Origin of the sequence: Paenibacillus sp. PAMC 26794, assembly GCF_000316035.1 — a bacterium.
Classification (GTDB): Bacteria; Bacillota; Bacilli; order Paenibacillales; family Paenibacillaceae; genus Paenibacillus.
This window is the reverse complement of the sequence record NZ_ANHX01000055.1, coordinates 111,184-126,206: the sequence shown is the minus strand read 5'-3', so window position 1 is coordinate 126,206 and position 15,023 is coordinate 111,184. Positions and strand designations below refer to the sequence as shown.

14 protein-coding genes are annotated in these 15,023 nt (G+C 43.9%); 7 read left to right on the top strand and 7 right to left on the bottom strand.

Annotated elements, in window-relative coordinates:
• The first annotated feature begins 36 nt into the window (after window positions 1-36).
• Window positions 37-618, top strand: coding sequence for a TetR/AcrR family transcriptional regulator (locus D829_RS0119660; RefSeq protein ID WP_017690637.1), 582 nt, complete (start codon window positions 37-39; stop codon window positions 616-618).
• Window positions 619-693: 75 nt separating this feature from the next.
• On the opposite strand, the gene D829_RS0119655 is transcribed toward D829_RS0119660, so the two are convergent.
• The 3 genes from D829_RS0119655 to D829_RS0119645 form a co-directional block, all read right to left on the bottom strand.
• Complete coding sequence (locus D829_RS0119655) at window positions 694-2,349, bottom strand: leucine-rich repeat domain-containing protein (protein ID WP_241230798.1); 1,656 nt, start codon at window positions 2,347-2,349, stop codon at window positions 694-696.
• A gap of 395 nt (window positions 2,350-2,744) precedes the next feature.
• The gene (locus D829_RS0119650) at window positions 2,745-3,626 is read right to left on the bottom strand and encodes a GNAT family N-acetyltransferase (protein WP_017690635.1); all 882 of its coding nucleotides are present in this window, start codon (window positions 3,624-3,626) and stop codon (window positions 2,745-2,747) included.
• A gap of 284 nt (window positions 3,627-3,910) precedes the next feature.
• Window positions 3,911-4,117, bottom strand: a complete 207-nt coding sequence (locus D829_RS0119645) for a DUF2536 family protein (RefSeq protein ID WP_017690634.1) — start codon at window positions 4,115-4,117, stop codon at window positions 3,911-3,913.
• 384 nt (window positions 4,118-4,501) lie between these two features.
• Between D829_RS0119645 and D829_RS0119640 the strand changes: the two genes are divergently transcribed.
• Window positions 4,502-5,476, top strand: coding sequence for a tRNA-dihydrouridine synthase (locus tag D829_RS0119640; RefSeq protein WP_017690633.1), 975 nt, complete (start codon window positions 4,502-4,504; stop codon window positions 5,474-5,476).
• 95 nt (window positions 5,477-5,571) lie between these two features.
• Here the strand turns inward: D829_RS0119640 and D829_RS0119635 are convergent, their stop codons facing one another.
• Window positions 5,572-6,627, bottom strand: coding sequence for an ankyrin repeat domain-containing protein (locus D829_RS0119635; protein WP_017690632.1), 1,056 nt, complete (start codon window positions 6,625-6,627; stop codon window positions 5,572-5,574).
• A gap of 253 nt (window positions 6,628-6,880) precedes the next feature.
• On the opposite strand from D829_RS0119635, the gene D829_RS0119630 reads away from it, so the two are divergent.
• Both D829_RS0119630 and D829_RS0119625 read left to right on the top strand, forming a co-directional pair.
• Window positions 6,881-7,450 carry a hypothetical protein gene (locus D829_RS0119630; protein WP_017690631.1) on the top strand — a complete coding sequence of 190 codons (570 nt, stop codon included), beginning with the start codon at window positions 6,881-6,883 and terminating at the stop codon, window positions 7,448-7,450.
• Between the two features lie 114 nt (window positions 7,451-7,564).
• On the top strand, window positions 7,565-8,731 hold the full coding sequence (locus D829_RS0119625) for a cobalamin-independent methionine synthase II family protein (RefSeq protein ID WP_017690630.1): 1,167 nt from the start codon (window positions 7,565-7,567) through the stop codon (window positions 8,729-8,731).
• A gap of 188 nt (window positions 8,732-8,919) precedes the next feature.
• On the opposite strand, the gene D829_RS0119620 is transcribed toward D829_RS0119625, so the two are convergent.
• Both D829_RS0119620 and D829_RS0119615 read right to left on the bottom strand, forming a co-directional pair.
• Window positions 8,920-9,474 carry a GNAT family N-acetyltransferase gene (locus tag D829_RS0119620; protein WP_017690629.1) on the bottom strand — a complete coding sequence of 185 codons (555 nt, stop codon included), beginning with the start codon at window positions 9,472-9,474 and terminating at the stop codon, window positions 8,920-8,922.
• 41 nt (window positions 9,475-9,515) lie between these two features.
• A complete protein-coding gene (locus tag D829_RS0119615; RefSeq protein ID WP_017690628.1) occupies window positions 9,516-10,277 on the bottom strand; it encodes a TVP38/TMEM64 family protein in 762 nt (253 codons plus the stop codon).
• Between the two features lie 159 nt (window positions 10,278-10,436).
• Here D829_RS0119615 and D829_RS0119610 point away from each other — a divergent pair, with 159 nt between their 5' ends.
• Window positions 10,437-11,129 carry a response regulator transcription factor gene (locus D829_RS0119610; RefSeq protein ID WP_017690627.1) on the top strand — a complete coding sequence of 231 codons (693 nt, stop codon included), beginning with the start codon at window positions 10,437-10,439 and terminating at the stop codon, window positions 11,127-11,129.
• Window positions 11,122-12,465 (top strand): HAMP domain-containing sensor histidine kinase, encoded by a 1,344-nt coding sequence (locus D829_RS0119605; RefSeq protein ID WP_017690626.1) that lies wholly within the window; start codon window positions 11,122-11,124, stop codon window positions 12,463-12,465. The genes D829_RS0119610 and D829_RS0119605 overlap by 8 nt, the downstream gene beginning before the upstream one ends.
• 129 nt (window positions 12,466-12,594) lie before the next feature.
• Here the strand turns inward: D829_RS0119605 and D829_RS0119600 are convergent, their stop codons facing one another.
• Complete coding sequence (locus D829_RS0119600) at window positions 12,595-14,130, bottom strand: carboxylesterase family protein (protein WP_017690625.1); 1,536 nt, start codon at window positions 14,128-14,130, stop codon at window positions 12,595-12,597.
• An 81-nt stretch (window positions 14,131-14,211) separates the two neighbouring features.
• On the opposite strand from D829_RS0119600, the gene D829_RS0119595 reads away from it, so the two are divergent.
• The gene (locus D829_RS0119595) at window positions 14,212-15,021 is read left to right on the top strand and encodes an AraC family transcriptional regulator (protein ID WP_017690624.1); all 810 of its coding nucleotides are present in this window, start codon (window positions 14,212-14,214) and stop codon (window positions 15,019-15,021) included.
• Window positions 15,022-15,023: the final 2 nt, after the last annotated feature.

The following is a 15,023-nucleotide window of genomic DNA, read 5'->3' as shown; positions in this document are numbered from 1 at the left end:
TCGGATAATTGATCGAACAGCAAACGGAGGCAAATAATGAAAAAGCAACCTGAAATTACGGACAAAACAAGGCAGACATTCATAAATGTATTCTGCGATTTATATAGCCAAAAACCCATCGAAAAAATATCTATTCAAGAGATTGCTAACCAATCAGGATATAATCGGAGTACATTTTATCAATACTTTACAGATATCTATGAGTTGTTGGACTGCGTTGAAGAGCGTATTTTGAAATCCATTAAGGAGGAAATGGCAGGCAGAGAGTTTTCTACACATACTATTCAAGATGCACTTCAATGCTTAGAAAATGCAGAGGAGATTTCAGTTCTTAAAGCTATATTGGGCGACTATGGTTCTGTTCATTTTGTGGAACGCTTGAAAAGAGAAATTCCCTTTGAGCGATTGATTGTGGATTTTCCAACAGATGATGTCTTGGCACCATATATCATTGAGTTTTACATTTCGACATTAATATCTATGTTTCGTCTTTGGATACGCAACGACAAAGATCTATCGTCGGAGGAATTGATCAAACTGATCGATAGTCTATTTTCAAAGGGGATAACACCGTATCATATCTTTGGCACGGTCAATCCGCAGCGTTCTGGAGTGTAGCGATGATGGTTAGAAAGCTAAACATAAACATAAGGGGTTCGAGAATTTATACATAATTCTCGAACCCCTTCTTGTCTAATACACATGCACACTCGCGCCAACCACAGATTTGTTTTGTACGGAATTACCGGATAGATATACCTTTTGCAGATTAGGCAGCTGGCTTAGGGTCTCGATATTGGAAATGGCGTTGTTCTCGAGATGAAGCTCTTCTATGGCCTTCCATTTACTCATAAATTCGAGAGAAGCCAAATTGCTGTCTTGCAGAGTGAAGGAACGCAGAGCGGACATTTTGGCAAAGTAAGGCATCATTTGATCAATTTCAGTAACAGAGGTATTGTTCATGCTAAAATATGACTGGTTTAAGGTCAAATGTTCAAGTACGCTGTTCTCCGCGGCCGCCTTTTGTTCAAAGTTCAGCCTACACTCGGAGCAAACCAAAGATTTCACCTGCTTCAAACGAAATAAGGCATCGCTTTCTTTGAACAGTGACGAGTCGTAAATGTTTAAGGTCTCTAGGCGGGACAAGCCGTCCAAGGCGGCAAGACGGGTTATTTCATCGATCTCCCAGAGCGAGAGTTGCTCCAGTTTCGGGAATTTCCCCAGCGCAGCCAAGTTCAATTCCCCACTTCCGCCACGGAGCGTCAGACTGGTTGTAGCCGGGGCCTTTAGCCCGGGGAGAAAGGAGCTTGGAATTTCCACTCGCTCTACTTTAGGCAGTGTCAGCGCTTCTGCATTCTTGTAGTAACCGGACAACATTAATTCCCGCAGAGAGGGCAGACTGTTTATGGCCTTTACCGAGCCAAGCTCACTTAGAGAAGCCAGGCGCAGCGTAGTAATGGAGTTTTTACCGGTCAAGTGCTCCAGACTGGAGAAGTTTACATTTTCGATATCTAGTGTTTGTAGAGCAGGCATATTTTGCACAAAGTCGATGGACTTTACGTTCGTTAAGTAGGACAACTGAAGCTCCTGAAGCTGGGTCAAGGCATACAGCGGCTGCAGGTCTGTGGTTTCACTGTACTGTATAGACAAGGATGATAGCCCGGTCATGGACGACAACCATCCGAGTTCATCGACAAAGGTGAGCGACAGGGACTTGATTGGCAATTGGTTTAACAAGTGAAAATCTGTTACGGACTCATCCACATAGGTAATGGATAAAGAGTTCAGATTGGGGAATTCCAGCAACATGGCCAATTCCTGATTGCTGCGAAGCTGAGTGGTAAGCTCCGTAATTTTAGACTTGTCGCCAAAGTAGCCCGAAAATGTACTAAAGGATTCGTTAAAAGCGCCACCATAACTTTTTAATCCGGGCATATGGGCCAAAGTGGTTTGGTCCGTCTGGGATATTTCATAGGTATTCGTCAGGTCCAATGCCGTCAGTCCCTTAAAAGCTTCAAAATCTCGCTGATCAATCCGCTGGCTATTCAGTTTCTTGTCCTGAGTAATATAAGTGATCTTCTCGGCTTGTTCATCGCTGAAGGGATCGGAGAGGCTATATGTAAACTTCCACTGATCATTCTCCGAATGCTCTACGGTTAAATAGCGAATACGAGCCAATTCCTCCTCTGTTGGCAAGGCGGACCCTTTATCAAAGATATCTCGCAAAAATGAGAGCAGAACCTCGCTTTCAGGCATCTTTCGTACAGGCAGATTGGCTTCTGTTTTTGGATAGGTGGAGCTGTTGCTATAATAAAAATATGTACCGATCGCGCCAGTTAGGACTAACATCAGTATCAGCATTACCTTTACGGAGGCAGTCTGCTTCGGTGGTACTTTAGGGGGCGTTCCATGGTAATGATTAATAGTCTGGTCTACGTAATAGACATGATTTTGCTTCAATAAAAGCTCTGTTTCACAATAGGGACACTTTAAAACCTCATCCTTCTTGTATTCGATTTTTCCGTTGCAATTGGGGCAGTTTAGCGGGATAAACGCCACGAATGTCCCCTCCTTCATTATGATGGTCATAAGATCATGCTGAACGGTCATCTGATTTCATTATACCTTGTGAATTTACGTTTGATGAGAGAAAGAAGTTTCACATAACGAAGGAGCAGGGAAATCCTGCTCCTTTTTGATCTTTTTTAAGTATGGTCTGGTGGTAGGTCTTATTAAATAAATCATCAAGCAATAGATGTAATCGGATGTTTAACGTGCAGAGGGTAGAGATGTTCACCATGGGTTCTTACAAATAAACCTTCATTGGTGATCGAACTTTTTAGAACGATATCATCTGTTGCATCTGGAGTGAAATGAAAGGTTACTTTCTCTGTATCTTCATCTGCAATCTTATCCAATATATCTTTCATATTCATTTCGTTTAAGCTAACAACGTCGAAGAGCTCAATATGATTGTCTTCTTTCTGATAAATAACAATGACGTTTTCGTTTTCCAAGTAATAAATATCATCACTAAAGACATTCAGGCAATAAAACATGAGTATTCCTTGAGCATGATGGGTTGCGAAATGCTGAGAAACAGGCAATCTTTCCGATGCCAATTTTTGAATAAGACGTAAATCCTCCGCGTTAGTTACATTTAGTTTTCGGATGTTCGCAGGCTCGGGTGATTTTTTTGCCGTATAATTCATTGAAAAAAGATGTTCTTCCACAGGATTAAATCCAAACTTGGGATAAAAATCAAGCACCGATTCATTGGCAAAAAGGTACATGTAATCGTACTTGTTCTCGTATTCCTCTAAAACTTTATTCATTAAACGTGTGGAGAGTCCTTTTCCCCGATAATCAGGATGTGTCATCACCGTGCCGATTTGAATCGCTTTTTTCTTCTCACCGTGAATGATGAGCTCAAGGATGTTAACAGAAACGTTGGCAATAACCTGGTCTCCATCGACATATGAATAAGGGATGTAACGCTCGCCCCAGTATCCTTGTTGATACCAATCTTCAAAATTGATCTCAAACGTGTCGACAGCAAGCTCGAAAAAACTTTTGCGCAGTACTTCATTGTTTTTATAATTCTTCATAAATATTAATTCTTGCATGGTATTACCCCCTTAATCCTCAAAAATGACTGTTTGTATAGTGGTACGATCCCGTATTTAACTATGTAAAATATGATTACAGGTGACAAAAATCCTCTTTTAACACCGCGTTTTAAACAAACTTGGCGATGTTATTTAAGCAGGAGTTTTAATAAGAGAAAATGGAGTTTGATATGGAAAGAGACGCGAGCGAATTCGCGTCTTCTTTTTTGCATGCTTTATAGGATATGCTTAAATGCAATTGCGTCAGTGAATTGTTTTTCACTATTGAAAATCTTGGTCCATTAATCTACGGCAAAATGCACAACTGCACTATATAACATTTTGGTACGTATAGGGTCAAATGTTACTTGATGTTGAACTTGCTTCACTCGCAGCATTAGCGCTTTGTTGATTTCAATTCGTTCTTCAATCGCTCGCGCCAGTTCATGAAAGTCATAAGCCTGCAAGCATTCGACTTTGTCTTTGATCATATCCAGTGAAATTTCCATATATAATTCAGGCCTCCTTAAAATCTCGATTTGCAGGTTAAAAGCCTGTCGAGCTTCATTTTAGAGGAGCTTTTCCAGTTCGGCAAGAGCAATCGGGCTGAAAATCTAATAAAGACGTGATAAAATCGGGAAAGGGCAATTTAGAGATCATCGAACGTTCAATAATCTGAAGTTCTAATGGAAGTAATAACAGATACTGCTGTTTGAAGGAAGTTCATTTGCATGATATAAGTGAAGAAGCAAGGACAGCATAATGTGAATTGCAACGAAACTGCGAATGATCATGTAAATGATAGGCCAGCAGTTGCATGAGTTACGAGTTTTACTATTTTAACTATTAATGAGGACAAAGACTGTCCTGGAATGTATAGAGGAGCTTTTGAGATGACAAAGGAAAACTTTTGGCGTGAATTGCCACGACCATTTTTTATACTCGCACCCATGGAAGATGTGACGGATGTTGTGTTTCGGCATGTCGTAGGTGAAGCGGGCAGACCGGATGTGTTTTTTACGGAGTTTGCGAACACAGAGAGTTATTGTCACCCGGAGGGGCACCATAGTGTGCGCGGGCGTCTAACTTTTACAGCGGACGAACAGCCGATTGTAGCTCATATCTGGGGAGATAAACCGGAATTCTTTCGTGAGATGAGTATCGGTATGGCGAAAGAAGGATTTAAAGGCATCGATATCAATATGGGTTGTCCGGTAGCGAATGTAGCCGAGAATGGAAAAGGAAGCGGCTTGATCTGCCGGCCAGCCCTTGCGGCGGAGATTATTCAGGCGGCGAAAGCCGGGGGGCTGCCGGTCAGTGTAAAAACGCGTCTCGGATTTACTGAGGTCGATGAATGGCGTGACTGGTTAACCCATATCTTGCAACAGGACATTGTGAATCTGTCCATTCACCTGCGGACGAGAGAAGAAATGAGCAAAGTAGACGCTCACTGGGAACTGATTCCGGAGATTAAAAAACTTCGTGACGAGATAGCTCCTAATACACTGCTGACGATTAATGGGGATATTCCTGACCGTGAGACAGGCCTGAGACTCGCGGAGCAATATGGTGTGGATGGCATTATGATTGGACGCGGTATTTTCCAGAATCCGTTTGCTTTTGAGAAGGAGCCGAAGGAACACAGCAGCACGGAATTGCTTGATTTGCTACGGCTGCATCTGGATCTCCATGATCAATATTCCGAGCTTGAACCACGTTCGTTCAGCCCGCTGGCCCGTTTTTTCAAAATCTATGTTCGTGGCTTCCGCGGTGCTAGTGAGCTGAGAAACAGCTTGATGAACGCCAAAACCACTTCTAAAGTACGCGAATTGCTCAATCAGTTTGAAAGTAATGAACAGGTGGAGTAGAGTAAGACGTAATCATGGATAGGAGTATGATTCAGGTAGATTTAATAGCAAAAAAAGAAGCGGTAACTTTTCCGCTTCTTTTTTTGCTTTGCTGTTTAACGCGTATACTCTGGCTTCTCTATAGCGACTGGCTGAGGATTGGCAAGCACCCATAACACAGCCAACTCGGATAATCTGGCAGGCGCATCAAAGTCGTATCCATTGCGCAGTCTGCTGACCAAGTCTGCTGCCTCTTGGAGCAGTGCCGGGGCGAGTGGCGTACCAGAGCCCAAGTGACGAATCAGAGAATTCAGCATCTTGCGATACTCTGCATCCCAGTTTCCACCGCCATTATCCAATACTTCATGGGATACACGTCCTGTGATGCGAATGACCTCTCCCTGCACCGTTTGAGCGTGGCCTTGGGCCGGAATGAGATATTCCCACAGCTCTTGGTGCTGTTTGGTCCAAGTGGTTGCCTTTACCTGAATGGGGGTAGTCCCATCGTGCATGATCCGATTCGCTACCGGCTCAACATCAAATAACGGGTACAGTTTGATCAGCGCGTCTGAAACTTCATCGACCTTGTCCTTATTGAACTTCTCACGGACGAATTCAAAATCCTTACCGATCCGTCTCACCGATTCTTTCATATCCGGGGTGACCGATGCTCCGGCATCCAGCAGAATTGCGGCAATCTCTGTCAGATTGACTATATCGCTATTGCTGCAATTGACTAGCCCCTTAGCTAAAGGCGTATTTCCCTGTTTATTTTCTACGTTAATAGTAGCGCCTTGGTTTACCAACTCTTGAACCACTTTGGTTCTATACCCATTGACCGATGCATGTAACGGTGTTTCATTTTGGTAATCCACAGCGTCCAGATCCGCACCTAATTCAAGGAACAGGGGCACATTTCCTGACCAGTGTGAGGCATGGGCATGTAAAGGCGTGCGTTGATATTTGTCACCTGCATTAATGTTTGCCCCTTGCTCTACCAGCCAGCGAACCAATTCATCCGAAATATGCCGAAAGCTGAGGGCCGTACCTTTGCTGTAGCCCCCGCGGGCATCCCATTCGCATTGCTCGAAAATTTCTTTTACGGTTGCGATATCATTATCTTTAACGAGTTTTTCCATATGAGCAGGTAAGGTTGCTTTCTTCGTAGCCATTACACTCGTCCTCTCCTTTGTGAATAACAACGTATGTTCCAATGGTAGGCTATGACGATTTAATAAGTAAGCAGATAATTTTCTGCAATTTTATCACATAGGGAATTTTAAAACCAATAACTGGGTTTCTTCCATCGTCAATTTGTTTTGCTATGTTATAATTTAGGCGAATGTTGATACTGGAGACGGATTGAAAAATATTTGAAATGATCGCCGCAATTTATGCGGTAGGCTTTTGATAATAGGAGGATTTATGTCCTGGAGCAAATTGAAGCAACAACTGGAGAGTTTTCTTAGTCCTGCGTTAGTTGGAAGGGTGGAGTACCGTGCTACCAGCTATCGCTATTCACCTGATAAATCAGGCAATTGTTATATTACTGTAGATAAAAAGAATGTACTCAACATGAGTGATACAACAACCCCAATCCGATGGTATCAGACAGAGCAGGAGATCAAGAGCGATCCGGAGATCATGATTCCTGTGAGCGATGAAGAGATTGAAGCTATTCGAAAAGATTCCAAAGGACCCATTCCCGAGGATCGTCTTCAAGTCATGGCAAGAAGTAGAAAAATCTCCGTACATGCCAAAGAGCTTTTGTTGGCTCAGACCGCACTTAGTAAATCGAATTTTACCGTTGCAGCTACGACGTATTTATCCACTTCTATAGAGGATAATCTGGAGAGCAAGGATATCTTGTTTAATATTCTGGCTTTAATGGACAGACGAGTTGGCAAAAAGAGAATTCTAAATATGTCGGAGCAGGTCAAATTAAAGCATCCAGCCGTTCAGTATTTTTATGAACTGCGTCGTCGTACGGTGTGAAATTGAATAACTTTTGATATAGCTTTTAACTATAACCAGTTATGGTTTTTTAGTATCCCTTCTAACTGCTCTCAGCGTGATATGATCATTGTATACAACGAGGGGGTTTTTTACATGACTGATAAGTTCCAGATCGTAGGAAGTTTATTGCGGCCGGATGAGCTGCTGAAATATAAAACACAAATTGAACATAATGATGATATCCAATATCCGTTCTATGAAAACTACGAAGGATATGAGAAGTGTGAGACAGAGGCAATCAAACAAGTTGTCGCTAAGGAAATCGAACATAACTTGTCCGTGGTTACCGATGGCGAATTCTCAAAATCGATGTGGCATCTGGACTTTGTATGGGGATTTGGCGGAGTGAAGCGTTACATCGCGGATCACGGCTATTTTTTCAGAGATGTGGACGGAACTTCGAAGTATGAAACACGCAAAGATATTGGACTGCGCATCACTGATAAATTGAGTGGAAAGAACCATCATTTCATTCAACTGTTTCAACAACTGCAAGACACGGCTGGCGAGCAACAAACGAAACTTTGCGTACCGTCTCCTTCCCATATTTTCGGTGAGCTTTCCTGGTCAGATAACATTGGAGGTACGGATTCTGTATATCAAAACATACAGGAGCTCAAAGAGGGTCTTGTGATCGCGTATAAGGAATTCGTGGAGGAATTCGCTGCAGTGGGCGGTAAAATTCTGCAATTCGATGATTGCTTGTGGGAACTGTTTGCAGACGACAACCCGAACTCTCCGTTTACAGGGGAAAATATTAATCAAGATGAAGTAAAGGGTCTCGCTACCGAATTCATTGATATTAATAATACCGTGATTGACTTTGGTCATAGCCTTGGCTTGAAAATGTGGACACATAACTGCCGCGGCAATTATGATTCCCGCAACATGGGTGGTGGATCGTATGCCAAAATTGCGAATCTGTTCCTGAAGCAATTGAAGTATGATCGTTTCTTCCTGGAGTGGGATGATGATCGTGCGGGTTCGCTTGAAGCGTTGGAAGTGTTCAAGGACAGACCTGAAACAGAAGTGGTATTAGGTTTGCTTTCCTCTAAAACAAGTACACTTGATGATGAAGCACGTGTTGTCCGTTTGCTGGACGAAGCATCCAAAATTATCGATAAGGATCGGCTGTTGCTGTCTCACCAATGCGGCTTTGCATCCTGTGATGGCGGTAACGAATTAAGCGAAGCTCAGCAATGGGCGAAGATTGATCAGGGGCAGAAGATTGCGAAGCAATATTGGGGCAGCACTGTCTAGGTTCAAGCTGAGTGTATTATGGCATATAAACGATTACCCGTTCAATGGTGTTTGGTATGATAAAAATACGGCGACTTTTCCTCTGGAATCTATCCAGGGAGAAGCCGCCGTATTTGTTGTGGAACATACATATGTGTACGTTCTCATTTCTATAACTTTTTTAAACGAATGATGAGGCTTGTTATTCTTTATTTCTGTAATTCAAGCTGTGCCAGCCATTCCTTTTTCAACAAAGCATATTGATACGTATTCTCGTATTTCGGTGTGCCGTCCTCATTTTTGACAAATGAAATGAACTCCAAAAAAAGACCTTCCCGGCACATGCCCAGTTTCTCACACAGTTTCTGGGAACGGAAGTTATCATCCTCAACATAGGCGTACAGTCTTCTTATTCCCTGTTCCATAAAGAGATGCTCGATGAAAGCATTGGCGCTCTCACTGGCGTACCCTTTTCCTTCAAATCTGCCATTAAAATTCCAACCAATACGATACGTATCTGAATCCCGATCTTCCCTCATACCAAACAGCTCACCGATCAGCTCGTTACTGTCTTTCAGGCAGACCGCGATGTGGGAATCGTCACTGCTTCTTTTTGCGACCTCTGCCGCCGCGTCTTCCAACGTCGAAATTCGTTGATCCATAAAACAATTCACTCTGGGATTTGCTGTGTATTCCAACAGTCCGGCTGCGTCCGTTACGGTGAAATTTCGCAGGATTAATCGATTGCTTTCCAGGGTTTGCATGAGATATACCTCCGGTACTCATATCAATAGATGGGCTTTGTTCATGTTGTATCTCTTTTTATTTTACGAGACTCCCTATTCTTACTATAACTGGGTATAGCTTTGGGTTTGGCTTTGGTACTATCTGACCGGGAGAACAATCCCACCAATTTCTCCCTATAGATATAACCGAGTACAAACCCGATTACAGCGATAACAGAAATAATAATGGCGATTGTGTATTGTTGCATATGAATTGTGGACCCTACAACGGTAGATGCGATGATCCACGGCAGACGACCGACGATAAGGATCGTGAAGAATCTAAACGAACTAATTGATGTAAGAGCGGCAAGAAATATAAGCATGTCTTTGGGCAAGCCGGGAATCACGAAAAAGATAAATAAAAAAGCGGAGAACTTCTTCTCATCATGAATAAACGACATCCACTTATCATTTTTCTTTTGCAGCAGTCGTGAAATATAAGCGCGACCGATAAAACGAGTGAAATAAAAAGCAATCGCTGAGCCTATAATCAAACCTATTGTAGTATACAAGGACCCAAGTGTAACCCCATAGATATAACCGCCTGCAATCTGTACCACTTCTCCTGGAATAGGTGCAACCACGATCTGAAGAATCTGGAATAAAATAAACATGACCGGACCCCAATGGCCTGTTGAGTGAATATACGCTCTGAAGTTGTCCATGGAAGACATGATTTTAATAAGGGCAGGAGAATAATACACCAGTAGACCAATGGACAACATGATGAACAGACCCAACAATATGTTAATCATTACTTTTTTCGAAGTTTGTGGCATTCCTGACGACCCCTTTGTGTAATAACTTCTACATATTTACAGTATAAGACGAAATTATTAAGAGATACCTACATAACTTCTGAAGAATTCTTAAGTCGATTGTATTTGCTGGTAGTCGCTAATAGCGCATATTATACTGAAATTAGACGGAGGGATCAGATGAGCAAGAAAATTCTAATTGCTGATGATAACAGTGAAATTCGTGAAATTGTAAGGATTTTATTAGAGAGTGAGAATTATGAAGTGATTGAAGCGATAGATGGTCAAGATGCGATTGATAAAGTGAACGAAGAGACGGATCTCATTATTTTGGATATGATGATGCCGAATAAATCGGGGCTGAAGGCGTGTCTGGAGATTCGTGAAAAAACAAGTGCACCGATCCTGTTTCTTACAGCGAAAACGCAGGATTCTGACAAACAATTGGCCTTTTCCTCAGGCAGTGATGACTTTTTGTCCAAACCCTTTTCCTATACAGAACTCGTTTCGAGGGTGAAGGCTTTACTGCGGAGGTATTATGTTTATCGGGGCAAGGAGAAGACCGAAGAACAGGACCAAATTATCGTTAAGGATCTTACCGTCCATCAGGATTCAAAAGCCGTGTTTGTCGGGGAGAAGGAAATTGCTCTGACTGAAATTGAATACCAGATTTTGCTGCTGTTGGCTAAGAAACGACGAAAGGTGTTCTCGGCAGAAAACATATATGAGAGTGTTTGGGGTCAACCCTACTTTTATACGTGTAATAACACGGTCATGGTTCATATCCGTAATTTGAGAGGCAAACTGGAGGATGACCCGCAGAACCCTAAATATGTGAAGACCGTTTGGGGGAAGGGGTACAAAATTGAATAGATTACTAATCGGAAAAAAGCTGAAGATTAAACTGGTTCTGGCGGTTGTCATTTCTTTGGTCATTTCCATAAGTGCACTCGTTATTTTACAAGTTGTTGGCGAGACTGTATTGGATAGTTATTTAAGCAAATCCACTTTTGTAGAGAACAGGCAGCAAGATGCGCTTGATCGATTTGAAGCATTTGTGGATAACCAGAACGTGTCAACCCGAGATCATGAGCAATTGTCTGCTTGGATAAGACATGAGCGCTACTTAAATCTGTATATTTTTGCAAAAGACAAATTGATATTTTCCTCCAACACGGAGATTGATCCTGCCATTAATGAAGAACTGTTAACTCAATTCGTGCCATCAAAAATACCCATCACCACCATCCATTTTGCGGATCAGGATGCCCAGATATACTTGGTTAGCTTTTATGAGTATCAATATTACAACCTCATTCTGATTATTGGTGTTTTCATAGCGGCCATTGTGTTCATTGTTTCCTTTCTACTGATGATTAATAAGAAAACATCTTATATTGGCGTGCTTGAACAAGAGATCAAAATACTCGAAGGTGGGAATTTGGATTATTCGATTACGATATCGGGAAAGGATGAATTGTCATCTCTGGCCCAGAGTATTGATGAGATGAGGAAATCATTTGTGGAGCGGCTGGACAGCGAGGAGAGGGTCAGGATGGCCAACCGTGAATTGATTACGGCGATTTCCCATGATTTGCGAACGCCACTCACGATTCTATTAGGATATATGGATATCATAGAGCTCAACAAATATAAGACACATGAGGATCTGTTGCAGTATATTCATAATAGCCGGGAGAAGGCCTATCAGATCAAAGTGCTGTCGGACAAACTATTCGAATATTTTACGGTATCCGCCGCCGCTGAAGAAGAGGAAGTAGAATTTGAAATGTATGAGGGCAGAGCGCTTATCGATCAACTCATAGATGAGCAATTAGTGGTTCTGGACGATATAGACGTGCAGGTTCAGACAGATGCACATCATGAGGAGTTTTTGCTGGAAATCAATCTGGTCGCTATGCGTCGCGTAATGGATAACCTATTTTCAAATATTCGAAAATACGCCGATCCAGGGCATCCCGTTCATATCCAGATTTCTTTGAGGCAACAATGGGTCATTCTTGAGGTGGAGAATAAGATTAAACATGTTGGCAAAAAGAAAGATAGCAACGAAATTGGGCTCGTTAGTTGTCAGAAAATGATCCAGCAGCACAACGGGACGTTGACAGTATCGGAGGAAGAAGATATCTTCTCACTACAGATTAAGCTACCTGTCATCTTCAATAAACCAACACAGACTCATATATAACGGATCTCTTGAAATGATGCGCTAAATAGGCATAGGCGAAAGAACATCGTTCTACCATTCACACTATACAAAAAGAGCCATGCGACAGCATGGCTCTTACATATATTGCGAGAGGGCAAGCCTCATGTTTTAAACAACAGGTGCATTCTGTTTCTTGAAATATTGTTCAATTAGAAACGCGAGCATCGGTCCGGGCTCAGCCTTCTGTAATTGAGCCTGATCGCCAAATTCCATGAGATACGGCTGTTCCGTAGTACAAGGAGTCCAATGAGGCATCAGCTTTCCGGTGGAGTCCGGACCGTTTGGGTCACCTGTAGCAATAAAGTTGGATAAATAATTGCACATCTGGCGGGCCAGATCATAATGCTTACCTGTGAAAGGCCGCCAGCATTTGGCGAGTGTTTCGAAGAAGAACCACAGATCGACGGAGTGAAAAGTGCCTGGCTGGTCCCAGCCCGGAATCTCGGCGTCGAAGTTATAATAGTAGAGAGGCGTTTCAGACGGATGACCGCTGTTCGCGCGGATGGCGAGCAGAATGGCATGTTGGATCATGCGGACCGATGCTTGTTGCAGAGCATGTTCGATTTGGCCGGTATCAGCCTCACATAGCTGCAAAAAGACAGGAGCATCCTCGCCAAACAGCTCCACAGCCATCTGCTTCAGTTCTTCCAGATTGGCTGCGGCGGGACGGGTCCAAAATTCGGAAGACGTATGCCCCAACATTACGGGGATCGCCTCGCGCTCCTGCTGAACAAAACGAGTAAACGGATCGCCTGCGCAGAATTGTTCGTCGATGACGGTTCCCCAGAAGCTTTTGTATTCGAGTGCTTTGTTACGGAGATGTTCAGCATCCAGTTGTCTCGCCTCAGCCAGGGAAGATACGCCCAGGAAGCCGAAAAATTCAACCCCTGCTTGCTCTGCATCCCTTAGTGTGGAACGGACAGAAGGCACGCGGACCTTCGGGTACAACTCGGTAGCTATACCGCTCATGATGACTGCTCGCTGGAACAAGCCTTTATTTTGCGGAGAGGTCATCTGGCTGAGTACACTTCCTCCGCCTGCCGACTGTCCGCCGATGGTGATCTGGTCTGGATCACCGCCAAAGGCGGCAATGTTGCGTTTGACCCACTGGGTACCTGCCTGCTGATCGAGATGACCGAAGTTGGCGGGTGCATGGGGGGATTCGGCACTAATCTCAGGATGGCACAGGAAGCCGAAGGCATTCAGCCGATAATTAATCGTCACAACGACAATACCTCTACGAGCGATTCGCTCGCCATCAAATTCCATTTCGGCCGTATGGCCGACTTGCAGGCCCCCGCCAAAATACCAGACAAAAACAGGTAGCTTCTCATCCGTGCGTTTGGCTGGTGTCCAGACATTCAGATACAGACAATCCTCGTCCATGGGCAGGTCGGGATCAACGGCCCATTCGCGGGTATAGATATTGTTATCATCGATGACTGTTGGGGCTTGCATCGAGATGGGGGCAAAATCAAAAGCTTGCAGTACACCATCCCAGTTCGACTGCGGTTGCGGAGCGCGCCAGCGGTTCTCACCTACAGGAGGTGCGGCAAAAGGAATTCCCTTGAAGCTGGTAATCCGCGGGTCCGCCGCGGGCAGTCCTTGCACTTGTCCATGTTCTACCGTCACCATTCTAAGCATATAACATTCTCCTCTCTGGATTTAGCGTGTAAGCGTTACCGAACATCTGATCAACGTGGCATTAGAAAGGGGGAATCAAGGTTGAATCCGATTTGGCATGAGAGCAGTAGAGCCAGTAATTTGTATTTTATCAGCGGTGGTCACAAGCCAGCTAACCCTCACCAATGGGGGCCAGGCGTGCGTGACGTTTACGCACTGCACTATATTATCCGCGGCCAAGGGACGCTGGAGACGGGCGGCCGCGTTTTTCGGCTCGTTACGGGGGAAAGCTTTATCATATTTCCGCAAAAAGAGATTTACTATTATCCAGACCCGCAAGATCCATGGGAGTACGTCTGGGTGGAGTTTAGCGGTGAGGATGCCGGGCGGTTGCTGGGGCTGACACAGCTCTCAGAGGTACAACCCGTGGTGACGGTCTCGCCGGAGACATTGCAGCCTTTTTTCCACCTTGCCTGGAACGCGGGTGCATCATCTTATGAATTACTGCGGGCGGATGCACGTTTGCGTCTGCTACTCTCCTACTATATGGAGCATTATCCGAAAGAGCCGCAGGTGGACGCCAAGGACTATGTCTGGCTGGCAAGAAAGTACATCGAGCAGAACTACTGGAAGCCAACATTGACCGTCACCGAGATCGTAAAGGCAGTTAATCTGGAGCGCAGTTATTTGTTTCGTCTGTTTAAGGCAGCAACCGGCAAGTCTGTTTTGGAGTATATTACATCCTGCCGAATCGAGCGCGCCTGTGAACTGCTGAAGACGTCGGGCCTGCCGATTCAATCGGTAGCTTATTCTGTCGGCTACAATGATCCGTTATATTTTTCCAAAGTATTCAAGAAAGCAACTTCACACACGCCAACATCGTACATGATGCTGCACGGGACCAAGGCATAACG

Excerpts from the sequence above, each read along its gene's own strand:
- D829_RS0119630 (WP_017690631.1), top strand. The coding sequence starts at position 6,881 with ATGTCCTGGAGCAAATTGAAGCAACAACTGGAGAGTTTTCTTAGTCCT.
- D829_RS0119645 (WP_017690634.1), bottom strand. The coding sequence starts at position 4,117 with ATGGAAATTTCACTGGATATGATCAAAGACAAAGTCGAATGCTTGCAG.
- D829_RS0119620 (WP_017690629.1), bottom strand. The coding sequence starts at position 9,474 with ATGCAAACCCTGGAAAGCAATCGATTAATCCTGCGAAATTTCACCGTA.
- D829_RS0119650 (WP_017690635.1), bottom strand. The coding sequence starts at position 3,626 with ATGCAAGAATTAATATTTATGAAGAATTATAAAAACAATGAAGTACTG.
- D829_RS0119615 (WP_017690628.1), bottom strand. The coding sequence starts at position 10,277 with ATGCCACAAACTTCGAAAAAAGTAATGATTAACATATTGTTGGGTCTG.
- D829_RS0119655 (WP_241230798.1), bottom strand. The coding sequence starts at position 2,349 with ATGTTAGTCCTAACTGGCGCGATCGGTACATATTTTTATTATAGCAAC.
- D829_RS0119660 (WP_017690637.1), top strand. The coding sequence starts at position 37 with ATGAAAAAGCAACCTGAAATTACGGACAAAACAAGGCAGACATTCATA.
- D829_RS0119600 (WP_017690625.1), bottom strand. The coding sequence starts at position 14,130 with ATGCTTAGAATGGTGACGGTAGAACATGGACAAGTGCAAGGACTGCCC.
- D829_RS0119635 (WP_017690632.1), bottom strand. The coding sequence starts at position 6,627 with ATGGCTACGAAGAAAGCAACCTTACCTGCTCATATGGAAAAACTCGTT.
- D829_RS0119610 (WP_017690627.1), top strand. The coding sequence starts at position 10,437 with ATGAGCAAGAAAATTCTAATTGCTGATGATAACAGTGAAATTCGTGAA.
- D829_RS0119640 (WP_017690633.1), top strand. The coding sequence starts at position 4,502 with ATGACAAAGGAAAACTTTTGGCGTGAATTGCCACGACCATTTTTTATA.
- D829_RS0119625 (WP_017690630.1), top strand. The coding sequence starts at position 7,565 with ATGACTGATAAGTTCCAGATCGTAGGAAGTTTATTGCGGCCGGATGAG.